Here is a 15,489-nt window from a genome sequence, read left to right on the forward strand (position 1 = left end):
CGGCAGGCTGGCTATTCTGCCAGCGCGCAGTTCACGGGCTTCGCACCCAGCGGGGCGCTGAGTACCGCAGGATCGACACCCACCAGGTAGCCCCGGCGCCCACCATTGATCCAGATGCGCGGCAGTGCCAGCACGGTCGCTTCCACATACACCGGCATCGCCCGCTTCAGGCCGAAAGGCGAGGTGCCACCCACCAGGAAGCCGCTGTGCCGGTTGGCCACCTTGGGCTTGCAGGGTTCGACCGATTTCGCGCCGATCTGCCTCGAGAGGTTCTTCGTGGACACGGTGCGGTTGCCGTGCATGAGCACCGCCAGTGGTTTGGCGGTGTCGTCCTGCATGATCAGCGTCTTCACCACCGAGAAAGGGTCCAGGCCCAGCACCTGCGCGCTGTGCTGCGCGCCACCGTGCTCCAGGTACTCGTAGGGATGCTCGGTGAAGGCAACGCCATGCGCCTTGAGCCATGCGGTGGCAGGGGTTTCGCTGACGTGGGGCTTCTTCGCCACGCTTCAACTCACTGGGCGGGGTCGCGGTGCTCGAACCGGATCTTGTCGACCTCCGCCAGAAGCTCAGGGGAGAGTTTTGTGTCCCAGGCGTCCAGGCATTCATCGAGCTGCGCCATGGTGGTCACGCCGATGATGGTGCTGGCCACGCGCCAGTTGGTGTAGCAGAAGGCCAGCGCCAGCTGCGTGGGCGTGAGACCGTGCGCGCGCGCCAGTGCGTTGTAGCGGCGCGATACGTCCAGCGACTCGGGTCGGCCCCAGCGCTGCTTGCGCATGGATTCGAACAGCGCCAGGCGCCCGGCCTCGCCCACCAGACCGGTTTCGTCGTATTTGCCCGTCAACAGGCCAAACCCCAGCGGCGAATAGGCCAGCAGCGACACACCGAGTCGGTGACAGGTTTCGTCGAGCCCATTCTCGTAGCTGCGGTTGATCAGGCAGTAGGGGTTCTGCACCGTGGCCACGCGGGGCAGGCCATGCTGCTCGGCGACGCGCACGAACTCGTGCACGCCATACGGCGACTCGTTGGACAGCCCGATCTCGCGCACCTTGCCCGCCCGCACGAGCTCGGCCATGGCCTCCAGCTGCTCATGGATCGATGCGCACGGCCGGTCTTTCGTCGGGTCAAAAGCCGTCGCGCCAAACACCGGCACATTGCGCGCGGGCCAGTGAATCTGATAAAGGTCGATGGTGTCGGTCTGCAGGCGGCGAAGGCTGTTCTCGCAGGCCAGGATGACCTCGGCCTTGGTGACGCCTGCCGACTCACCGCGCACCCACGGCATGCCGCGCGATGGGCCCGCCACCTTGGAAGCCAGCACCACCTTCTGGCGCAGGCCGGGATGGCGTGCAAACCAGGTACCGATGATGGTTTCGGTCGCACCGTAGGTTTCCGCGCGGGCCGGCACCGAATACATCTCGGCAGTGTCCAGGAAATTCAGGCCGCTCTCCAGGGCGCGGTCCAGGATACGGTGAGAGGTGGCTTCATCAACCTGCTGACCGAAGGTCATGGTGCCCATGCAGATGGGTGAAACCGTCAGGCTGCTGGCGCCGAGTGGAATGGTTTTCATGAAAATCTTTGTAAAGTCGGACGACTCCTACTGCGAAAGTCGGCAGGAGGCGTATAAGTTTAGAGTGCCTCGGCCAGCCAGGGCGGCATCTTCAAATAACCCGTTGATCCCTATCCAAAACACAGTGGAGCTAAAAACCATGAACTCGATCACCTCCCGAATCACGCGTGGCCTGACTGTCAGCACCCTGGTCGGCGCCATGGCGCTTGCCGGTTGCGCCAACATGAGCGAAACCCAGTCCGACTCGGCCAAGGGGGCCGGCATCGGAGCGCTGGGCGGCGCCATCCTGGGCGGCCTCACCGGCGGCTCCAAGGGTGCCACGCAAGGCGCCGTCATCGGTGCCGGAGCAGGCGCGCTGGGCGGCTACATCTGGTCGACCCGCATGCAGGAGCAGAAGAAGGCCATGGAGCAGGCCACCCAGGGCACCGGCATCGGGGTGAGCCAGACCGCCGACAACCGCCTGAAGCTCGACGTGCCGGCCGACGCAGGCTTTGCCACCGGCCGCTCTGCCGTCAATCCCACGCTGGGGCGCGTGCTGGGCCAGTTCGCCACCACGTTGCAAAGCAACCAGGTCACCACCGTGTCCATCATCGGTCACACCGACAGCACCGGCAGCGACGCCGTGAACAATCCGCTGTCGTTCGACCGCGCCAACGCCACGCGCGACTACCTTGTGGCCCGCGGCGTATCTCCCGCCCGCTTCGCCACCGACGGCCGCGGCTCACGCGAACCCATTGCAGACAACGGCACGGCGCAAGGCCGAGCCGCCAACCGCCGCGTGGAGATCTACGTCGCCGAGCCGGCACAGACCGCCGCTCGCTGATCCGTCAACTTCGCATCAAAAATCCCGGCACTGCCGGGATTTTTCTTTACAGCTTCAGCATCACGTGCCGGGCCACCGTGTAGTCCTCCAGCGCGTACATCGACATGTCCTTGCCATAGCCGCTGGCCTTCATGCCACCATGCGGCATTTCATTCACCAGCATGAAGTGGGTGTTGATCCAGGTGCAGCCGTATTGAAGCTTGCGCGCCACCTTGAACGCACGCGAGACGTCCTGCGTCCACACCGATGACGCCAGTCCGTATTCCGAATCGTTGGCCCAGGTCACCGCTTCCTCGGGATCGGTGAAGCGGGTCACCGACACCACCGGGCCAAACACCTCGCGGCGCACGATCTCGTCGTCCTGACGGGCACCGGCGATCACCGTGGGTTCGTAGAAGAAGCCGCTGCCGGTTCGCACCTTGCCGCCGGCCGTCACCTCCATGTGCCCCACCATCTGCGCGCGTTCCACGAAACTGGCCACGCGATCGCGCTGGCGGTCGCTGATGAGCGGGCCGAGTTCCGCGCCAGCCTCGTCCTGCGTGCCCATCTGGATGGTCTTCACCGCGCCGCTGAGGTCGGCCACCAGGCGGTCGTATACCTTGGCGCCGGCGTACAGGCGGCAGGCGGCGGTGCAATCCTGTCCGGCGTTGTAGTAGCCGAAGGTGCGGATACCCTCGACCACGGCCTCGATGTCGGCATCGTCGAAGACCAGCACCGGCGCCTTGCCGCCAAGCTCGAGGTGCGTGCGCTTCAAGGTGCCGGTGGCGGCCTGCAGGATCTTGCGGCCGGTGGAGACGTCGCCAGTCAGCGAGACCATGCGCACCAGCGGGTGCTCCACCAGCGGCTGGCCCACGCTCGGGCCTCGGCCGCAAACCACATTGAATACGCCCTTGGGCAGGATGTCGGCCACCACGCGCGCCAGCAGGAGCGTGGTCAGCGGCGTCTGCTCGCTGGGCTTGAGCACCACGGTGTTGCCCGCCGCCAGGGCTGGTGCACATTTCCACGCGGCCATCATGAGCGGGTAGTTCCAGGGTGCGATCGATCCCACCACGCCCACGGGGTCGCGCCGGATCATGCTGGTGTGGCCGGCCAGGTACTCGCTGGCCACCGAGCCCGTCATGCAGCGCGCCGCGCCAGCGAAGAACCGGAAGCAGTCGACGATGGCCGGGATCTCGTCTTCCAGGGCGCGCGCATACGGCTTGCCGCAATTGAGCGACTCCAGGCGTGCGAACTGCTCGGCGCGCTGTTCGATCGCATCGGCGACCTTGAGCAGCAGGCGCGAGCGCTCCATGGGCGTGGTCTCGCTCCAGCTGTCGAAAGCCCGGCTCGCGCCCAGCACCGCCTTGTGGATCTGCTCGAAGGAGGCCTCGGGCACCTTGACGATGACCTCGCCCGTGGCCGGGTTGAGCACGCGCTCGGCCTCGCCTTCGCCGATCACGAACTGGCCGTCGATGAACAACTCGGTGTGCAGGGCCGGGGCCTGGAAGTCGGGGGTCTTTCCCATGGTGGTCTCCGTTGGGTGAAAGGGTTCGGATTCAGCGGGCGCCCGGCTGCTCGTCGGCGCGCGTGAGGTAGTACGCCGCCAGGATGGGCACGAAGGTGAGCGCGATGATGACGACGGCCACCACGTTGGTCACTGGCCGCTGGCGCGGGCGGATCAGTTCCTGCAGCATCCAGATCGGCAACGTGGTCTGCTGGCCTGCGGTGAAGGTGGTCACGATGACTTCATCGAAGCTCAGCGCAAATGCCAACAGGCCGCCCGCGAGCAAGGCCGAGCCCAGCTGCGGCAGGATCACGTAGCGGATGGTCTGGAAGCTGTCGGCGCCGAGGTCCATCGAGGCCTCGATCAGCGAAGGGCTGGTGCGCCGCAGCCGCGCCACCGCGTTGTTGTAGACCACCACGACGCAGAAAGTGGCGTGGCCGACCACGATGGTCCAGAAGCTGAACGGGATCTCCGCCGTGTGGTACGCGGTGCGCAGTGCAATGCCGGTGACGATGCCGGGCAGCGCGATCGGCAGGATCAGCAGCAGTGAGATCGCGTCGCGGCCGAAGAAGCGCGTGCGCGCCAGGCCCGCTGCCGCCAGCGTGCCCAGCACCATGGCCAGCGCGGTCGAGACCAGCGCCACGCGGAACGACAGGCCGATGGCCGCCCAAACGTCTTCGCGTTCCCAGGCAGCAGCAAACCATTGCGTGGTGAGTGCCGGTGGCGGGAACACGTAGCTTTTGTCTTCGGCGCTGAAGGCGTAGAGGATGATGAGCGCGAGCGGGATGTGCAGGAACAGCACGCCCGCCCAGGTGGCCGCCTTCAGGCCCCAGCCGGCGCGGGATGGGTCAGAGCGCATCGAAAGCTCCCAGCCGCTTGGCGATCCACAGGTAGATGCCGATCACCACAATGGGCACGAGCGAGAACGCGGCAGCAAAGGGCACGTTGCCTGCCACACCCTGCTGGCGATAGACGACCTGCCCGATGAACAGCGTGGAGTCGCCGATCACCTGCGGAATGATGTAGTCGCCCAGCGTGAGCGAGAAGGTGAAGATGGAGCCGGCCGCGATGCCCGGCATGGCGAGCGGGAAGATCACTTTCCAGAACGTGGTGCCGCTGCGTGCGCCCAGGTCGCTGGAGGCTTCGAGCAGCGAACCGGGGATGCGCTCGATCGCGGCCTGGATCGGCAGGATCATGAAGGGCAACCACATGTAGACGAACACGATGAAGGTGCCCAGGCGCGAGAACGAGAGCGAGTTCCCGCCAATGCCCGGCGTGGACAGCAAGGCGTCCAGCAGCCAGGTCATGTGAACCTCGGCCAGCACCCAGGAGATGGCGCCCTCCTTGGCCAGCAACAGCTTCCACGCATAAAGCCGCACCAGATAGCTCGACCACAACGGCAGCATGACCGCGATGTAGAGCAAAGCCTTCTGCGAGCCGCGTGCGTAACGCGCCATGTAGTACGCAATGGGAAAGGCGATCAGTCCGCAGGCCAGCGTGACGCTGACCGCCATCGCCACGGTGCGCAGCACCACATCGACGTTCGCGGGATCGGTCATCTCGCGGAAGTTGTGCAACGTGAAGGTCGAGCGGTCGACCACACCCGAGAACTCGTCGAGCGCAAAGAAGCTGTTGGCCAGCAGCGCGAACAGCGAGCCCAGGTAGATCACACCGAACCACAGGAGCGGCGGACCGAGCAGCGCCAGCAGCAACAGGTCGCGCCGCATGTACAGCAGGTCGGAAAGCCGGCGCAACGCCCCGCCGCGCGGCACGGTGGCGGGCGCGGACATGGCCAGGTTCATGGCAATACCGCCCGAGGGCCTGCCAGCGCATGCACCGCATCGGCCTGCCAGTGCAGGTGCACGGTGTCACCGGTGTTGGGCAGCAGGGGGTGCAGCTCGGGATTGAGGTCCACCGCCACGACGCCGCCCGACCAGTCCACCCGCACGCGCGAGAAAGACCCGAAGTACTGCGCGTCGATCACGGCGCCACTGATGCGGGCTTCGGGCGCCGCGCCCAGGCGAATGCGCTCGGGCCTCAGCATCACGCTGTCCACCCCGGCGATCTCGCGGGCCCGCGCGCCGTCGAACACATTGGCCGCGCCCACGAACTCGGCCACGAAGCGCGTGGCCGGCCGGTTGTAGATCGCCTGCGGCGCCCCCACCTGCTCCAGCCTGCCGTTGTTGAACACGCCGATGCGGTCGCTCATGGACAGCGCCTCGTGCTGGTCGTGCGTGATGAAGAGGAAGGTGATGCCCAGTTGCCGCTGCAGCGCCTTCAACTCCGTCTGCATCTGCTCACGCAGCTTGAGGTCCAGCGCACCCAGGGGTTCGTCGAGCAGCAGCACCTGCGGCTGGTTGATCAGCGCGCGCGCCAGTGCCACGCGCTGCCGCTGTCCACCGGAGAGCTGCCCCGGCCGGCGAATGCCCACGCCTGAAAGCCGAACCAGATCCAGCATCTGCTCCGCACGCGCGTGGCGCTGCGCCTTCTCCACGCCCTGCACCATCAGGCCGTAGGCCACGTTGTCGCGGATGTTCATGTGCGGGAACAGCGCGTAGTCCTGGAACACCGTGTTCACCGGCCTCGCGTAGGGCGGCAGGTGCGACACATCCTGCCCCCCGATCAGGATGCGCCCCGACGTCGGCAAGGTGAAGCCACCGATCATCCGCAGGCAAGTCGTCTTGCCGGAGCCCGAAGGCCCCAGCAAGGTGAAGAACTCCCCTCCTTCGATGGTCAGGTCCACGTGATCGACAGCGCGCACCATCTGTGCGCCGCTGCCGAACACGCAGGACACCCCCTCCAGCGTGACAGCAACCGTCATGTGATCAGCGGCCCCCGAGGACAGCGATGTAGTCGGAGACCCACTTGTGATAAGGCACGCAAGCGTTGTTCTGCGAGGCGCACTTGCTGGTGGGCGTCTTCCAGAACGAGATCTTCTCGAAGCTGTTGAAGCCCTGGTTGGCGCAGCCCTGGTCGCCCAGCAGCTTGTTGCCCTTGCAGGCCGCCGGCACCGAAGGCACCGAGCCGAACCAGGCCGAAAGATCGCCCTGCAGCTTGGTGTTGAGCGAGTGCTCCATCCACATGTAGGCGCAGTTCGGGTTCTTGGCGTCAACATGCATCATGGTCGTGTCGGCCCAGCCCGTGGCGCCCTCGGCGGGCACCACGGTGGCCACCGGGCGGTTCTTGCTCTTGAGGATGTTGGCCATGAACTGCCAGCTGCTGGAAGCGACCACGCCTTCGTTGGTGAAGTCGTCGATCTGCACGAAGGCGTCGTGCCAGTACTTGCCCACGAGCTTGCGCTGGCCGCGCAGCAGGTCGAGTGCGGCCTTGTACTGCGCCTCATTGAGTTCATACGGGTCCTTGATGCCCAGGGCCGGGTTCTTCTTCATCAGGTAGAGCGCGGCATCGGCGATGTAGATCGGGCCATCGAAGGCCTGAACGCGGCCCTTGTTGCTCTTGCCATCGGGCAGCGTGGTCTCCTCGAACACCACGCTCCAGCTGGTGGGCGGCTTGTCCTTGAACACCGTGGTGTTGTACATGAGCACGTTCCAGCCCCACTGATACGGCGTGCCGTAGTGGGTGTTGTTCACGTAGTGCCAGGGCGCCTTCTGCAGGCGCTGATCCACGGTCTTGTAGCTCGGGATCAGGTCCACGTTGACGGGCTGCACACGCTTGCCTGCAATGAGGCGCATGCTGGCGTCGCCCGAAGCGGTCACGAGATCGAAGCCGCCCTCGTTCATCAACGCCACCATCTCGTCCGAAGTGCCCGCGGTCTTCACGTTGACCTTGCAGCCGGTTTTCTTTTCGAACTCGGTCACCCAGTCGAAGTTCTTGTCGGTCTGGCCGCGCTCGATGTAGCCCGCCCAGGCGACGATGTCGACCTGGCCTTCGCCTTTGCCCAGTTTCTTCAAGGCCGATTGCGCATGCGCAGCCGGTGCGAGGGTGGCCAGCGCCAGGGCCGTCGTCACGAGACCTGCGACGGTGCGGGCTAGGGGGCGTTGTGCGAGTTTCATGGGTCGATCACCTTCCAGGTTGAGAACGGTTTCAACAAACACGGCCCACCGCCCGGCAGGCCGACTGCAGCGCATCGTAGGAAGCGTCGACCGGCTTTCAAAATTCAATATTGCTGCGGTAAGCTATCTCGAAAATAGAGATCAAGGGTTTACCCATATCTTTTTTGCACCGCAACAGGGCGCTGCTCTGCCTCGGTGCGCACCAGCATGAACCGCCACATCACGCTCAAGCAGTTCCGCTATTTCCTGGCCGTGGCCGAATCGGACTCCGTAGCCGCCGCGTCGCGCATGCTCAACATCGCGCAGTCGGCCATCACCAAAAGCGTGCTGGAACTGGAGGACGAGCTTGGGCTGGTGCTGTTCGAGCGCAGCCCCAAGGGCATGCGGCTCACGCCCGAAGGACATCGATTCCAGGTGAAGGCCTTGCGCGTGATCGGGGCGGTGGCCGATGCGACGCGGGGTGTGTCTCCCGGCGCCACGCCGCTGGCCGGCACCATCACCATCGGCGTGACCAGCCTGGTGGCGGGCTATTACCTCTCGGAAGTGTTCGCGCGTTTCCGGCGTACCTGCCCGGGTGTGGATCTGCAGGTGGTGGAGGACGCGCCGCCTTTCCTCGAGCACCTGCTGATCAATGGCGAACTGGACATCGCGATCATGGTGAGCAACGCCCTGGGCGAACCGCAGGCACTGGTGGCAGAGACGCTGACGCGTTCGCCCAACCGCGTGTGGATGGCGGCCGACCACCCATTGGCTTCACAAGCGGAGGTGGGGCTGGCCGAATGTGTGCAGCACGATCTGGTGGTGCTGCAGGCGGACCGCATCGAGTTGCTGATGCGCAGCGTGTGGGCGCGCCACCAGCTCAAGCCACGCACGGTGTTGCGCACGTCGTCGCTGGAGGCGGTGCGTTCGCTGGTGGGGGTGGGCGCGGGGCTGGCGGTGCTGCCAGACTTCCTCTACCGGCCCTGGACACTGGACGCGGAGCACGTGGAGGTGCGCACCCTGCGCGACGCCGTGCCGACGGTGGATGTGGGGCTGGTGTGGCGGCGTGGTTCGCAACCGCGCGCGGAGGTTCTGGAATTCATCGAGGTGGCGCGGGATCAATCGCGGTCTCGGCGGTCGGCTGCCTGAGTCCTTCTTCGGTTGCGGCGGTCATCGGAGTCGGGGTGAACGGCTCCGCGAATGTCCCCCGAGTCGGCTTCGCCGCCTCTCCTCCTTTATTTCGCTGCGCCGTTCACCCCGACTTCGATGACCTCGTTGGCATTTGGAAGGTTGGCGCGCCACCAGCACCTTCAGCTCATGGGTTCAAGGCGATCTGTGGAGCGAAATAAAGGAGGAGGCGGCCTCCCGCCGCCGGGGGACATTCGCGGAACAGAGCGCCTTGAACCCATGAGCCCGCGAGGTTCAGGAGCGACGCAAGCCAAGAGAAGCCAGATGCTCCTCCTGCAACCGCAAAACCCGCCGCTGAACCTTCCCCGTCGTGGTCATGGGCAAGGCGGCGATGAACTCGATCTCCTTCGGGTACTCGTAAGGCGCCAGCATGCCTTTTACATGCGCCTGCAGAGTTTTCACCAGCGCCTCATCGCCCACATGCCCGGGCGCCAGCACCACATAAGCCTTGACCAATGCCCCGCGCTCGGCATCGGGCTTGGGCACCACCGCCGCGTTGGCCACCGCCGGGTGTTTCACAAGACAGTTCTCGATCTCGCTCGGCCCGATGCGGTAGCCCGCCGACTTGAACACGTCGTCGGCTCGGCCCTGGTACCAGAGATAGCCGTCGGCATCGCGAACGGCCAGATCGCCCGTGCGGCACCAACTGCCGGTGGGATCACCCGTGTACTTGGAACGCGTGGCCGCCTCGTTCTTCCAGTAACCAAGGAAGAAAACCGGGTCGGGTTGGCCGTGGCGATCGAGCCGGTGCACCGCTATCTCGCCGGGCGTACCCACCGCACTCTCGCGCCCGTCATCATCGATCACCGCCACGCGATGACCCGGGTAGGCCTTGCCCATGCTGCCAGGCCTGGCCGGCCAGAACATGGAGCAGTTGCCCACGACGTAGTTGATCTCGGTCTGGCCGAATATCTCGTTGACCGTCACGCCGAGCTGCTCGTGGCACCAGGCGAACACCGCGTCGCCCACCGCCTCGCCCCCGCTCATGAGCGCCTGCAGCTTCAAGCGGTACTGCGCTCGCACATCGGGCACCGCCTTCATCATCGCCTTGAGCGCGGTGGGGAACAGGAAGCTGTGCGTGACACCGTGGCGCTGCATCAGTTCGAACGCCGTGTGCGGCGCGAACCGGCCGTTCCAGGCCACGATGGGGCAGCCGAAATACAGCGTGGGCAACAGCGCATCCATGAGGCCGCCGGTCCAGGCCCAGTCCGCCGGCGACCAGAACACCGCCCTTGTTTGCACCTTTGCGTTGAACGGATCGAAACCAAACCAGTTCTGGCTGCACACGAACCCGGGCAGGTTGCCGATGAGCGCGCGGTGCGGAATGAGAGCGCCTTTGGGATTGCCCGTGGTGCCACTGGTGTAGATGAGCACAGCGGCCTCTTCGGCCAGCGTGTTCACCGCATGGAACTCGGCACTCTCCTGCGCCAGCAGCGAGGTCCAGTCCAGGTCGGCACGCATGCCCCTGGGTGTGCCATCGCCATCGATGCCGATCACGCAACGCAGCAGCGGGCAGTTCTCGCGCACATCCAGCAGCGCGGGCAAGGAGGCGGCGTCGCAGATGGCCACCACGGCCTCGCTGTCGTGCAGCCGGTATTCGAGCGCGTCCGGGCCGAACAGCTGCGACAGCGGCATGCCCACCGCACCCATCTGCAACACCGCCATGTAGGCCACCGCCGTCTCGAAGCGTTGCGGCAGCACGATGGCCACGCGGTCGCCGCGCTGCACACCCAGCGCGGCCAGCGCCTGAGAAAGACGGTTGGCCTGGTCCAGGAGTTCGGTATAGCTGTGACGCTGATTGGGCCGCGCGGGTGCGCAGGCGATTACCGCTGTTTGTGCCGCGCGCGTGGCATCGGCCGCCCAGCGGCGCATGCAGACCTGCGCGATATTGAAATGGTCGGGCACCTGCCAGCCAAAGCCCCGATGCAAAGCCTCATAGGCATTCACCACCGGGCCCGCCTGCTTGTCTCTGGCTTGACTCTGGCGCATGTGTTGTCTCCAGCCCGTTCTTTATGATGGATCGAATGTACCAAGCCCAGAAGTCCTCGCGCAGCGAGTTTTTCCAGATCCGTGAGCTCCATTGCCACCTGCGAAGCTGGGGCCAGCCCGACGTCACGCGAGCGCCACTGGTGCTGGTGCACGGCTGGATGGACGTGGCGGCTTCGTGGCAGTTCGTGGTGGACGCCATGACCACCGAGCGCTGGATTCTCGCGCCCGACTGGCGCGGATTCGGCCTCACCAAAGCCAAAGGCGGGCCCCCCGACAACTACTGGTTCCCGGACTACATGGCCGACCTGGATGCCCTGCTCGACGAGGTGGTGGGCGATCGGCCCGTGGACCTGGTGGGCCACAGCATGGGCGGCAACGTGGCCATGATCTACGCGGGGGTGCGGCCGCAGCGCATCCGCCGCCTGGTCAACCTCGAAGGCTTCGGCATGCCCGAAACCCGGCCATCACAGGCCCCCGGGCGCTACGCGCAGTGGCTCGACGAACTCAAAGCCCTGCGACGAGGCGAACATGCGCTGAAAAGCTACAGCTCACCCGATGGCGTGGCACGCCGCCTGATGAAGACCAATCCCCGCCTGCCGCAGGACAAGGCCGACTGGCTCGCACGCCAATGGGCCGCTCCCAATGCAAAAGGCGAGTGGGAAATTCTGGGCGATGCCGCCCACAAAGTGGTGAGCGCGCAGCTCTACCGCCTGGACGAAACGCTGGAGCTCTACCGCCGCATCAGCGCACCGGTGCTGTCGGTCACGGCCAGCGACGACAGCCTGTCGTTGTGGTGGAAAGGCCGGTTCACGATCGAGCAGTACCACGAACGTCTGCAGGCGGTGCCCGACCTGCGCAACGCCGTGGTGAACGATGCGGGCCACATGATGCACCACGACCAGCCCGCCGAGCTGGCGCGCCTGATCGAGGATTTCCTGATCGATCGCGACGGCTAGCGCGAGGCCCTTGCCAACAACGAGCGCGCACGCTCGACAATGGGTTTGTCCAGCATGCGGCCGTTGTGCTGGACCGCGCCGAGACCCTGGGCCATGGCCGCGTCAAACGCCGCCACGATGGCTGCCGCCTCCATCGCTTCCTGCTCGGAGGCCCCAAAGGCTTCGTTCAGCACTTTCACCTGGCTGGGATGGATGGCCAGTGCGCCGGTGTAGCCGGCATGCCTTGCCGTGCGTGCCATGCGACCCAGAAGCTCCAGATCCCCGATCTCCGCCAGACTGCCCACCACGCCCCAGGCAGCCCGGCCGTTCGCTCGCGCCGCCAGCGCCACCGCGCTGGCGGGATACTGCATGGACTCGATGGTGGGCACCACGCCGAGACAGTTCGCGTAGTCCTCGCTGCCGAACACCAGTGCCACCACGTCGTCGCTGCATGCCGCCAGTTCGGCCGCACGCAGCACGGCCACTGGCGACTCCAGCAACAACACCAGCGCGGTCCCAGCCGCGCGCGTCCGGGCGGCCACCTGGCTGACCTGCTCGGGGTCCTCCGCCTTGGGGAAAAAGATGCCGGCCAATGGCGTGGCAAGGGCGGCGTCCAGATCGGCATGGAGCAGTTCGGGATCGTTGTTGACCCGCACGAACACCGGAACACCTCTGGCCGAGATGCGTTGCACAACGCCGGACAGCGCCCGGCGTGCGTCCTGCTTGGCCGCGGGTGCCACCGCATCCTCCAGGTCCACAATGATGGCGTCCGCACCTCGCGTGTGGGCCTTGTCGACGAACTGCTCGGACAACGCCGGGACAAACAGCTGCGACCGCAACGCGTGGGCTTGCTGGACATTCATGAGGCAATGACCTTTCTGTCGATGAGTTCCTGGAGGGTGGCTTCGCTCACACCTGCGCTGCGCAGCACCTCCTGCGAGTGCTGACCCAGGCGAGGCGCGGGCCGCATGAGGCCGCCCGGGGTCTGGGAGAGTCGGGGAATGACGGCGTGCATGGGCAGCGTGCCGATGTCGGCGTCGGGCAGCTGCACCATGATGCCGCGCTCCACCACATGTTCGTCGGCGACGATCTGGCCGATGTCGTACACCGGTCCCACCGTCACTTCAAGCGATCGGAAGTGGCTGAGATTTTCTTCCAGCGTGCGCGCGCCAATGAAGGCGCCGACCACCTCGTCGAGGGCCTCGACGTGGGTCAGACGGTCCGCATTGGTGCGGAAGCGGGGATCGGCGATCAGGTCTTCCCGGCCGATGGCGCGAAACAGTCGCTCCGTCATGCCCTGCGTCGATGCCGACAACGCCACCCACTCGCCCTCTTTGGTGCCGTAGATGTTGCGGGGCGCCGAGATGGACGTCCGGTTGCCAGTGCGTGCAGGCACCTTGCCGCTGACGTGGTGAGCCGCCGCGTCGGGTCCCATGATGGACAGCAGCGGCTCGATCAGCGAAAGATCGATCACCTGCCCCTTCCCCCCCTGCGTCTCCACCTCCCGCACGGCGGCAGCCACGGCAAAGGCGCCATAGAGGCCCGCCACCATGTCGGCCAGCGCCATGTTGGGCAGCATGGGCGGCTGGTCGGGGGCGCCGTTCTTGGCTGCGAAGCCCGACATGGCTTCCACCAGACTGCCAAAACCAGGCTGCTGATGGTAGGGACCGGTCTGACCCCACCCCGTCAGACGCAGAACGACCAAGCCTGGGTTCAGGGCCAGCAAGGTCTCGGGGCCGAGCCCCATCTTCTCCAGCGTTCCTGGCCGGAAGCTCTCCATGAACACCTGTGCGGTGCACACCAGGTGCTTCAACACCTCGCGGCCGGACTCGCTGCGAAGGTCGATTGCCAGGCTTTTCTTGTTGCGGGCGTAAACCTTCCACCACACATCGACACCCTCGGGATGCGCCGGTCCTCGCTCTCGCCAATGGCGCAGCGTATCGCCGCCATCGGGATCCTCCACCTTGATCACGTCGGCACCAAAGTCGGCCAGCTGCAACGAGAGCATGTTGCCGGCGACCAGTCGCGTCAGATCCAGCACCCGCAGACCGCGAAGGGGGCCGACATGCCCAGGATCAAATGTGGCGTTACGCATGAAGCACGGGCGCCATGCGAAGGTGGTGTTCGGTCACACCTTGGTAGGCATGGCCCAGACGCAGCAGGTCCGGTTCTTTGAACCAGGCGCCGGCGAGTTCCAGCGACATCGGCAAACCTTCCCGGCTCAAACCGCAGGGAACGGCGAGGCTGGGAATGCCCGCGATCGGCCAGGCACAGCTGAAGCGGGGAATCCGGCGAATGGCCTGCGCAAAATCGAGCCCCTGCGCGGCTGGCGCCGTGGAAGGCGTGGTGGGCGACAGGATGGCATCCACGCGCTGGAACACGCCTCGAAGGCGGTGCCGCCAGCCTTCCATCCACCGCATGGACTGGGCGTACTGAACGCCGCTCACCTTCTCGCCCAGGCGCATGCGCATGAGCACATCCGCACCGTAATCCGCCTCGCGTTCGGCAATGCGCTCGGCATGCAGGCGCATGGCATCGGCCGGGATCATGCTGAACGTCAGCATCTGCTGCGCGTTCTCAACGTCGCCCAGATCGACATCCACGAACTCCACGCCCAGCGAGACGAACACCGCGATGGCGGCCTCCATGGCAGCGGCGACGTCTGGGTCCAGGTCATCGAAGAACCAACGGCGCTGGAGACCTATGCGCATGCCCGCCACCGATTCGTTCAGCGTCGAAAGGAAGTTGGGCACCGGCTGATCCACCGAGATCGGGTCCTGCGGGTCGTGTCCGGCGATGGCCGCGAACACGCGGGCCACGTCGCTCACCCGCCTGGCGAGCGGACCCAGCGTGTCAAACGGCGGACTGACCGGCAAGGCGCCGCTGGACGAGATGCGACCCACCGTGGGCCTCAGGCCGGCCACGCCATTGAAAGAAGCCGGTAGCCGGATGGAGCCTGCCGTGTCACTGCCGATGGATGCCACGCACATGCCAGCGGCCACCGAGGCGCCGGATCCACCACTGGAACCACCGGCAATGTGCGCCGTATTCCACGGATTGCGAACCGGCCCGAAATGCAGGCTCTGGCTCGTCGGCCCGAACACCCATTCGTGCAGATTGGCTTTGCCCACGATCACGGCGCCATTGCGAACCAGTCGATCCACCACAAAGGCGTTGGTGCTGGCGACGTTGTTGCGCAGCATGCCCGACGCTGCGGTGGTGGGCACACCGGCCACATCCACGTTGTCCTTCACGCTGACCGTCATGCCGTGCAACAGGCCGCGCCACTCGCCCGCCGCAGCGGCGCGATCCAGGCCTTGTGCGCTGTCGAGCGCCTCATCGCGCGTGGTGCAGATCATGGCGTTGATGCTGGGGTTCAGACGCTCGATGCGGTCGAGCGCCTGACGCGTGGCATGCAAGGAGCTCCCAACCTCTGAGGGAGCGCGTTGGATCATGGTTTGGCTCATGGTGTCTCTCAAATCATGTTAAAGATTTTTTGCTCAGTCTATCTCATT

The 15,489-nt window shown here is 65.7% G+C and carries 14 protein-coding genes; 3 read left to right on the forward strand and 11 right to left on the reverse strand.

The annotated features are described in order from the left end of the window. Positions 1-11: 11 nt before the first annotated feature. Both ACTIF6_RS16920 and ACTIF6_RS16925 read right to left on the reverse strand, forming a co-directional pair. On the reverse strand, positions 12-503 hold the full coding sequence (locus ACTIF6_RS16920; protein WP_439589093.1) for an aminoacyl-tRNA deacylase: 492 nt from the start codon (positions 501-503) through the stop codon (positions 12-14). An 8-nt stretch (positions 504-511) separates the two neighbouring features. Continuing rightward, entirely contained in the window at positions 512-1,564 is a 1,053-nt protein-coding gene (locus tag ACTIF6_RS16925; protein ID WP_439589094.1) for an aldo/keto reductase, read from the reverse strand. Positions 1,565-1,703: 139 nt separating this feature from the next. Here ACTIF6_RS16925 and ACTIF6_RS16930 point away from each other — a divergent pair, with 139 nt between their 5' ends. After that, the gene (locus ACTIF6_RS16930) at positions 1,704-2,387 is read left to right on the forward strand and encodes an OmpA family protein (RefSeq protein WP_439589095.1); all 684 of its coding nucleotides are present in this window, start codon (positions 1,704-1,706) and stop codon (positions 2,385-2,387) included. A gap of 46 nt (positions 2,388-2,433) precedes the next feature. Here the strand turns inward: ACTIF6_RS16930 and ACTIF6_RS16935 are convergent, their stop codons facing one another. Genes ACTIF6_RS16935 through ACTIF6_RS16955 form a run of 5 tightly spaced genes read right to left on the reverse strand, consistent with a single transcriptional unit; the run spans position 2,434 to position 7,883 of the window. After that, complete coding sequence (locus ACTIF6_RS16935; protein ID WP_439589096.1) at positions 2,434-3,891, reverse strand: gamma-aminobutyraldehyde dehydrogenase; 1,458 nt, start codon at positions 3,889-3,891, stop codon at positions 2,434-2,436. Positions 3,892-3,922: 31 nt separating this feature from the next. Then, on the reverse strand, positions 3,923-4,729 hold the full coding sequence (locus ACTIF6_RS16940; protein ID WP_439589097.1) for an ABC transporter permease: 807 nt from the start codon (positions 4,727-4,729) through the stop codon (positions 3,923-3,925). Next, the gene (locus tag ACTIF6_RS16945; RefSeq protein ID WP_439589098.1) at positions 4,719-5,660 is read right to left on the reverse strand and encodes an ABC transporter permease; all 942 of its coding nucleotides are present in this window, start codon (positions 5,658-5,660) and stop codon (positions 4,719-4,721) included. Before ACTIF6_RS16945 ends, ACTIF6_RS16940 begins: the two co-directional genes overlap by 11 nt. Positions 5,661-5,668: 8 nt before the next feature. Continuing rightward, positions 5,669-6,691 (reverse strand): ABC transporter ATP-binding protein, encoded by a 1,023-nt coding sequence (locus ACTIF6_RS16950; protein WP_439589099.1) that lies wholly within the window; start codon positions 6,689-6,691, stop codon positions 5,669-5,671. 4 nt (positions 6,692-6,695) lie between these two features. Further along, a complete protein-coding gene (locus ACTIF6_RS16955) occupies positions 6,696-7,883 on the reverse strand; it encodes an ABC transporter substrate-binding protein (RefSeq protein WP_439589100.1) in 1,188 nt (395 codons plus the stop codon). Positions 7,884-8,090: 207 nt separating this feature from the next. Between ACTIF6_RS16955 and ACTIF6_RS16960 the strand changes: the two genes are divergently transcribed. After that, entirely contained in the window at positions 8,091-9,011 is a 921-nt protein-coding gene (locus ACTIF6_RS16960) for a LysR substrate-binding domain-containing protein (RefSeq protein ID WP_439589101.1), read from the forward strand. Between the two features lie 273 nt (positions 9,012-9,284). Here the strand turns inward: ACTIF6_RS16960 and ACTIF6_RS16965 are convergent, their stop codons facing one another. Then, complete coding sequence (locus ACTIF6_RS16965; protein WP_439589102.1) at positions 9,285-11,039, reverse strand: acyl-CoA synthetase; 1,755 nt, start codon at positions 11,037-11,039, stop codon at positions 9,285-9,287. Positions 11,040-11,074: 35 nt separating this feature from the next. Here ACTIF6_RS16965 and ACTIF6_RS16970 point away from each other — a divergent pair, with 35 nt between their 5' ends. Further along, entirely contained in the window at positions 11,075-11,995 is a 921-nt protein-coding gene (locus ACTIF6_RS16970; RefSeq protein WP_439589103.1) for an alpha/beta fold hydrolase, read from the forward strand. Here ACTIF6_RS16970 and ACTIF6_RS16975 read toward each other — a convergent pair. The 3 genes from ACTIF6_RS16975 to ACTIF6_RS16985 are packed head-to-tail and all read right to left on the reverse strand — an operon-like array spanning position 11,992 to position 15,393. Continuing rightward, entirely contained in the window at positions 11,992-12,837 is an 846-nt protein-coding gene (locus ACTIF6_RS16975) for an HpcH/HpaI aldolase/citrate lyase family protein (protein ID WP_439589104.1), read from the reverse strand. The two genes, ACTIF6_RS16970 and ACTIF6_RS16975, sit on opposite strands and share 4 nt — an antisense overlap. Next, positions 12,834-14,069 (reverse strand): CaiB/BaiF CoA transferase family protein, encoded by a 1,236-nt coding sequence (locus tag ACTIF6_RS16980; protein WP_439589105.1) that lies wholly within the window; start codon positions 14,067-14,069, stop codon positions 12,834-12,836. The genes ACTIF6_RS16975 and ACTIF6_RS16980 overlap by 4 nt, the downstream gene beginning before the upstream one ends. After that, entirely contained in the window at positions 14,062-15,393 is a 1,332-nt protein-coding gene (locus ACTIF6_RS16985) for an amidase (protein WP_439589106.1), read from the reverse strand. The genes ACTIF6_RS16980 and ACTIF6_RS16985 overlap by 8 nt, the downstream gene beginning before the upstream one ends. Positions 15,394-15,489 lie beyond the last annotated feature (96 nt).

This window comes from Hydrogenophaga sp., assembly GCF_051860785.1.
Taxonomy (GTDB): domain Bacteria; phylum Pseudomonadota; class Gammaproteobacteria; order Burkholderiales; family Burkholderiaceae_C; genus Hydrogenophaga.

Bases quoted from the DNA above. Each gene is read 5' to 3' on its own strand.
- ACTIF6_RS16925 (WP_439589094.1), bottom strand. From the start codon at position 1,564: ATGAAAACCATTCCACTCGGCGCCAGCAGCCTGACGGTTTCACCCATC.
- ACTIF6_RS16930 (WP_439589095.1), top strand. From the start codon at position 1,704: ATGAACTCGATCACCTCCCGAATCACGCGTGGCCTGACTGTCAGCACC.
- ACTIF6_RS16935 (WP_439589096.1), bottom strand. From the start codon at position 3,891: ATGGGAAAGACCCCCGACTTCCAGGCCCCGGCCCTGCACACCGAGTTG.
- ACTIF6_RS16940 (WP_439589097.1), bottom strand. From the start codon at position 4,729: ATGCGCTCTGACCCATCCCGCGCCGGCTGGGGCCTGAAGGCGGCCACC.
- ACTIF6_RS16945 (WP_439589098.1), bottom strand. From the start codon at position 5,660: ATGTCCGCGCCCGCCACCGTGCCGCGCGGCGGGGCGTTGCGCCGGCTT.
- ACTIF6_RS16950 (WP_439589099.1), bottom strand. From the start codon at position 6,691: ATGACGGTTGCTGTCACGCTGGAGGGGGTGTCCTGCGTGTTCGGCAGC.
- ACTIF6_RS16955 (WP_439589100.1), bottom strand. From the start codon at position 7,883: ATGAAACTCGCACAACGCCCCCTAGCCCGCACCGTCGCAGGTCTCGTG.
- ACTIF6_RS16960 (WP_439589101.1), top strand. From the start codon at position 8,091: ATGAACCGCCACATCACGCTCAAGCAGTTCCGCTATTTCCTGGCCGTG.
- ACTIF6_RS16965 (WP_439589102.1), bottom strand. From the start codon at position 11,039: ATGCGCCAGAGTCAAGCCAGAGACAAGCAGGCGGGCCCGGTGGTGAAT.
- ACTIF6_RS16970 (WP_439589103.1), top strand. From the start codon at position 11,075: ATGTACCAAGCCCAGAAGTCCTCGCGCAGCGAGTTTTTCCAGATCCGT.
- ACTIF6_RS16975 (WP_439589104.1), bottom strand. From the start codon at position 12,837: ATGAATGTCCAGCAAGCCCACGCGTTGCGGTCGCAGCTGTTTGTCCCG.
- ACTIF6_RS16980 (WP_439589105.1), bottom strand. From the start codon at position 14,069: ATGCGTAACGCCACATTTGATCCTGGGCATGTCGGCCCCCTTCGCGGT.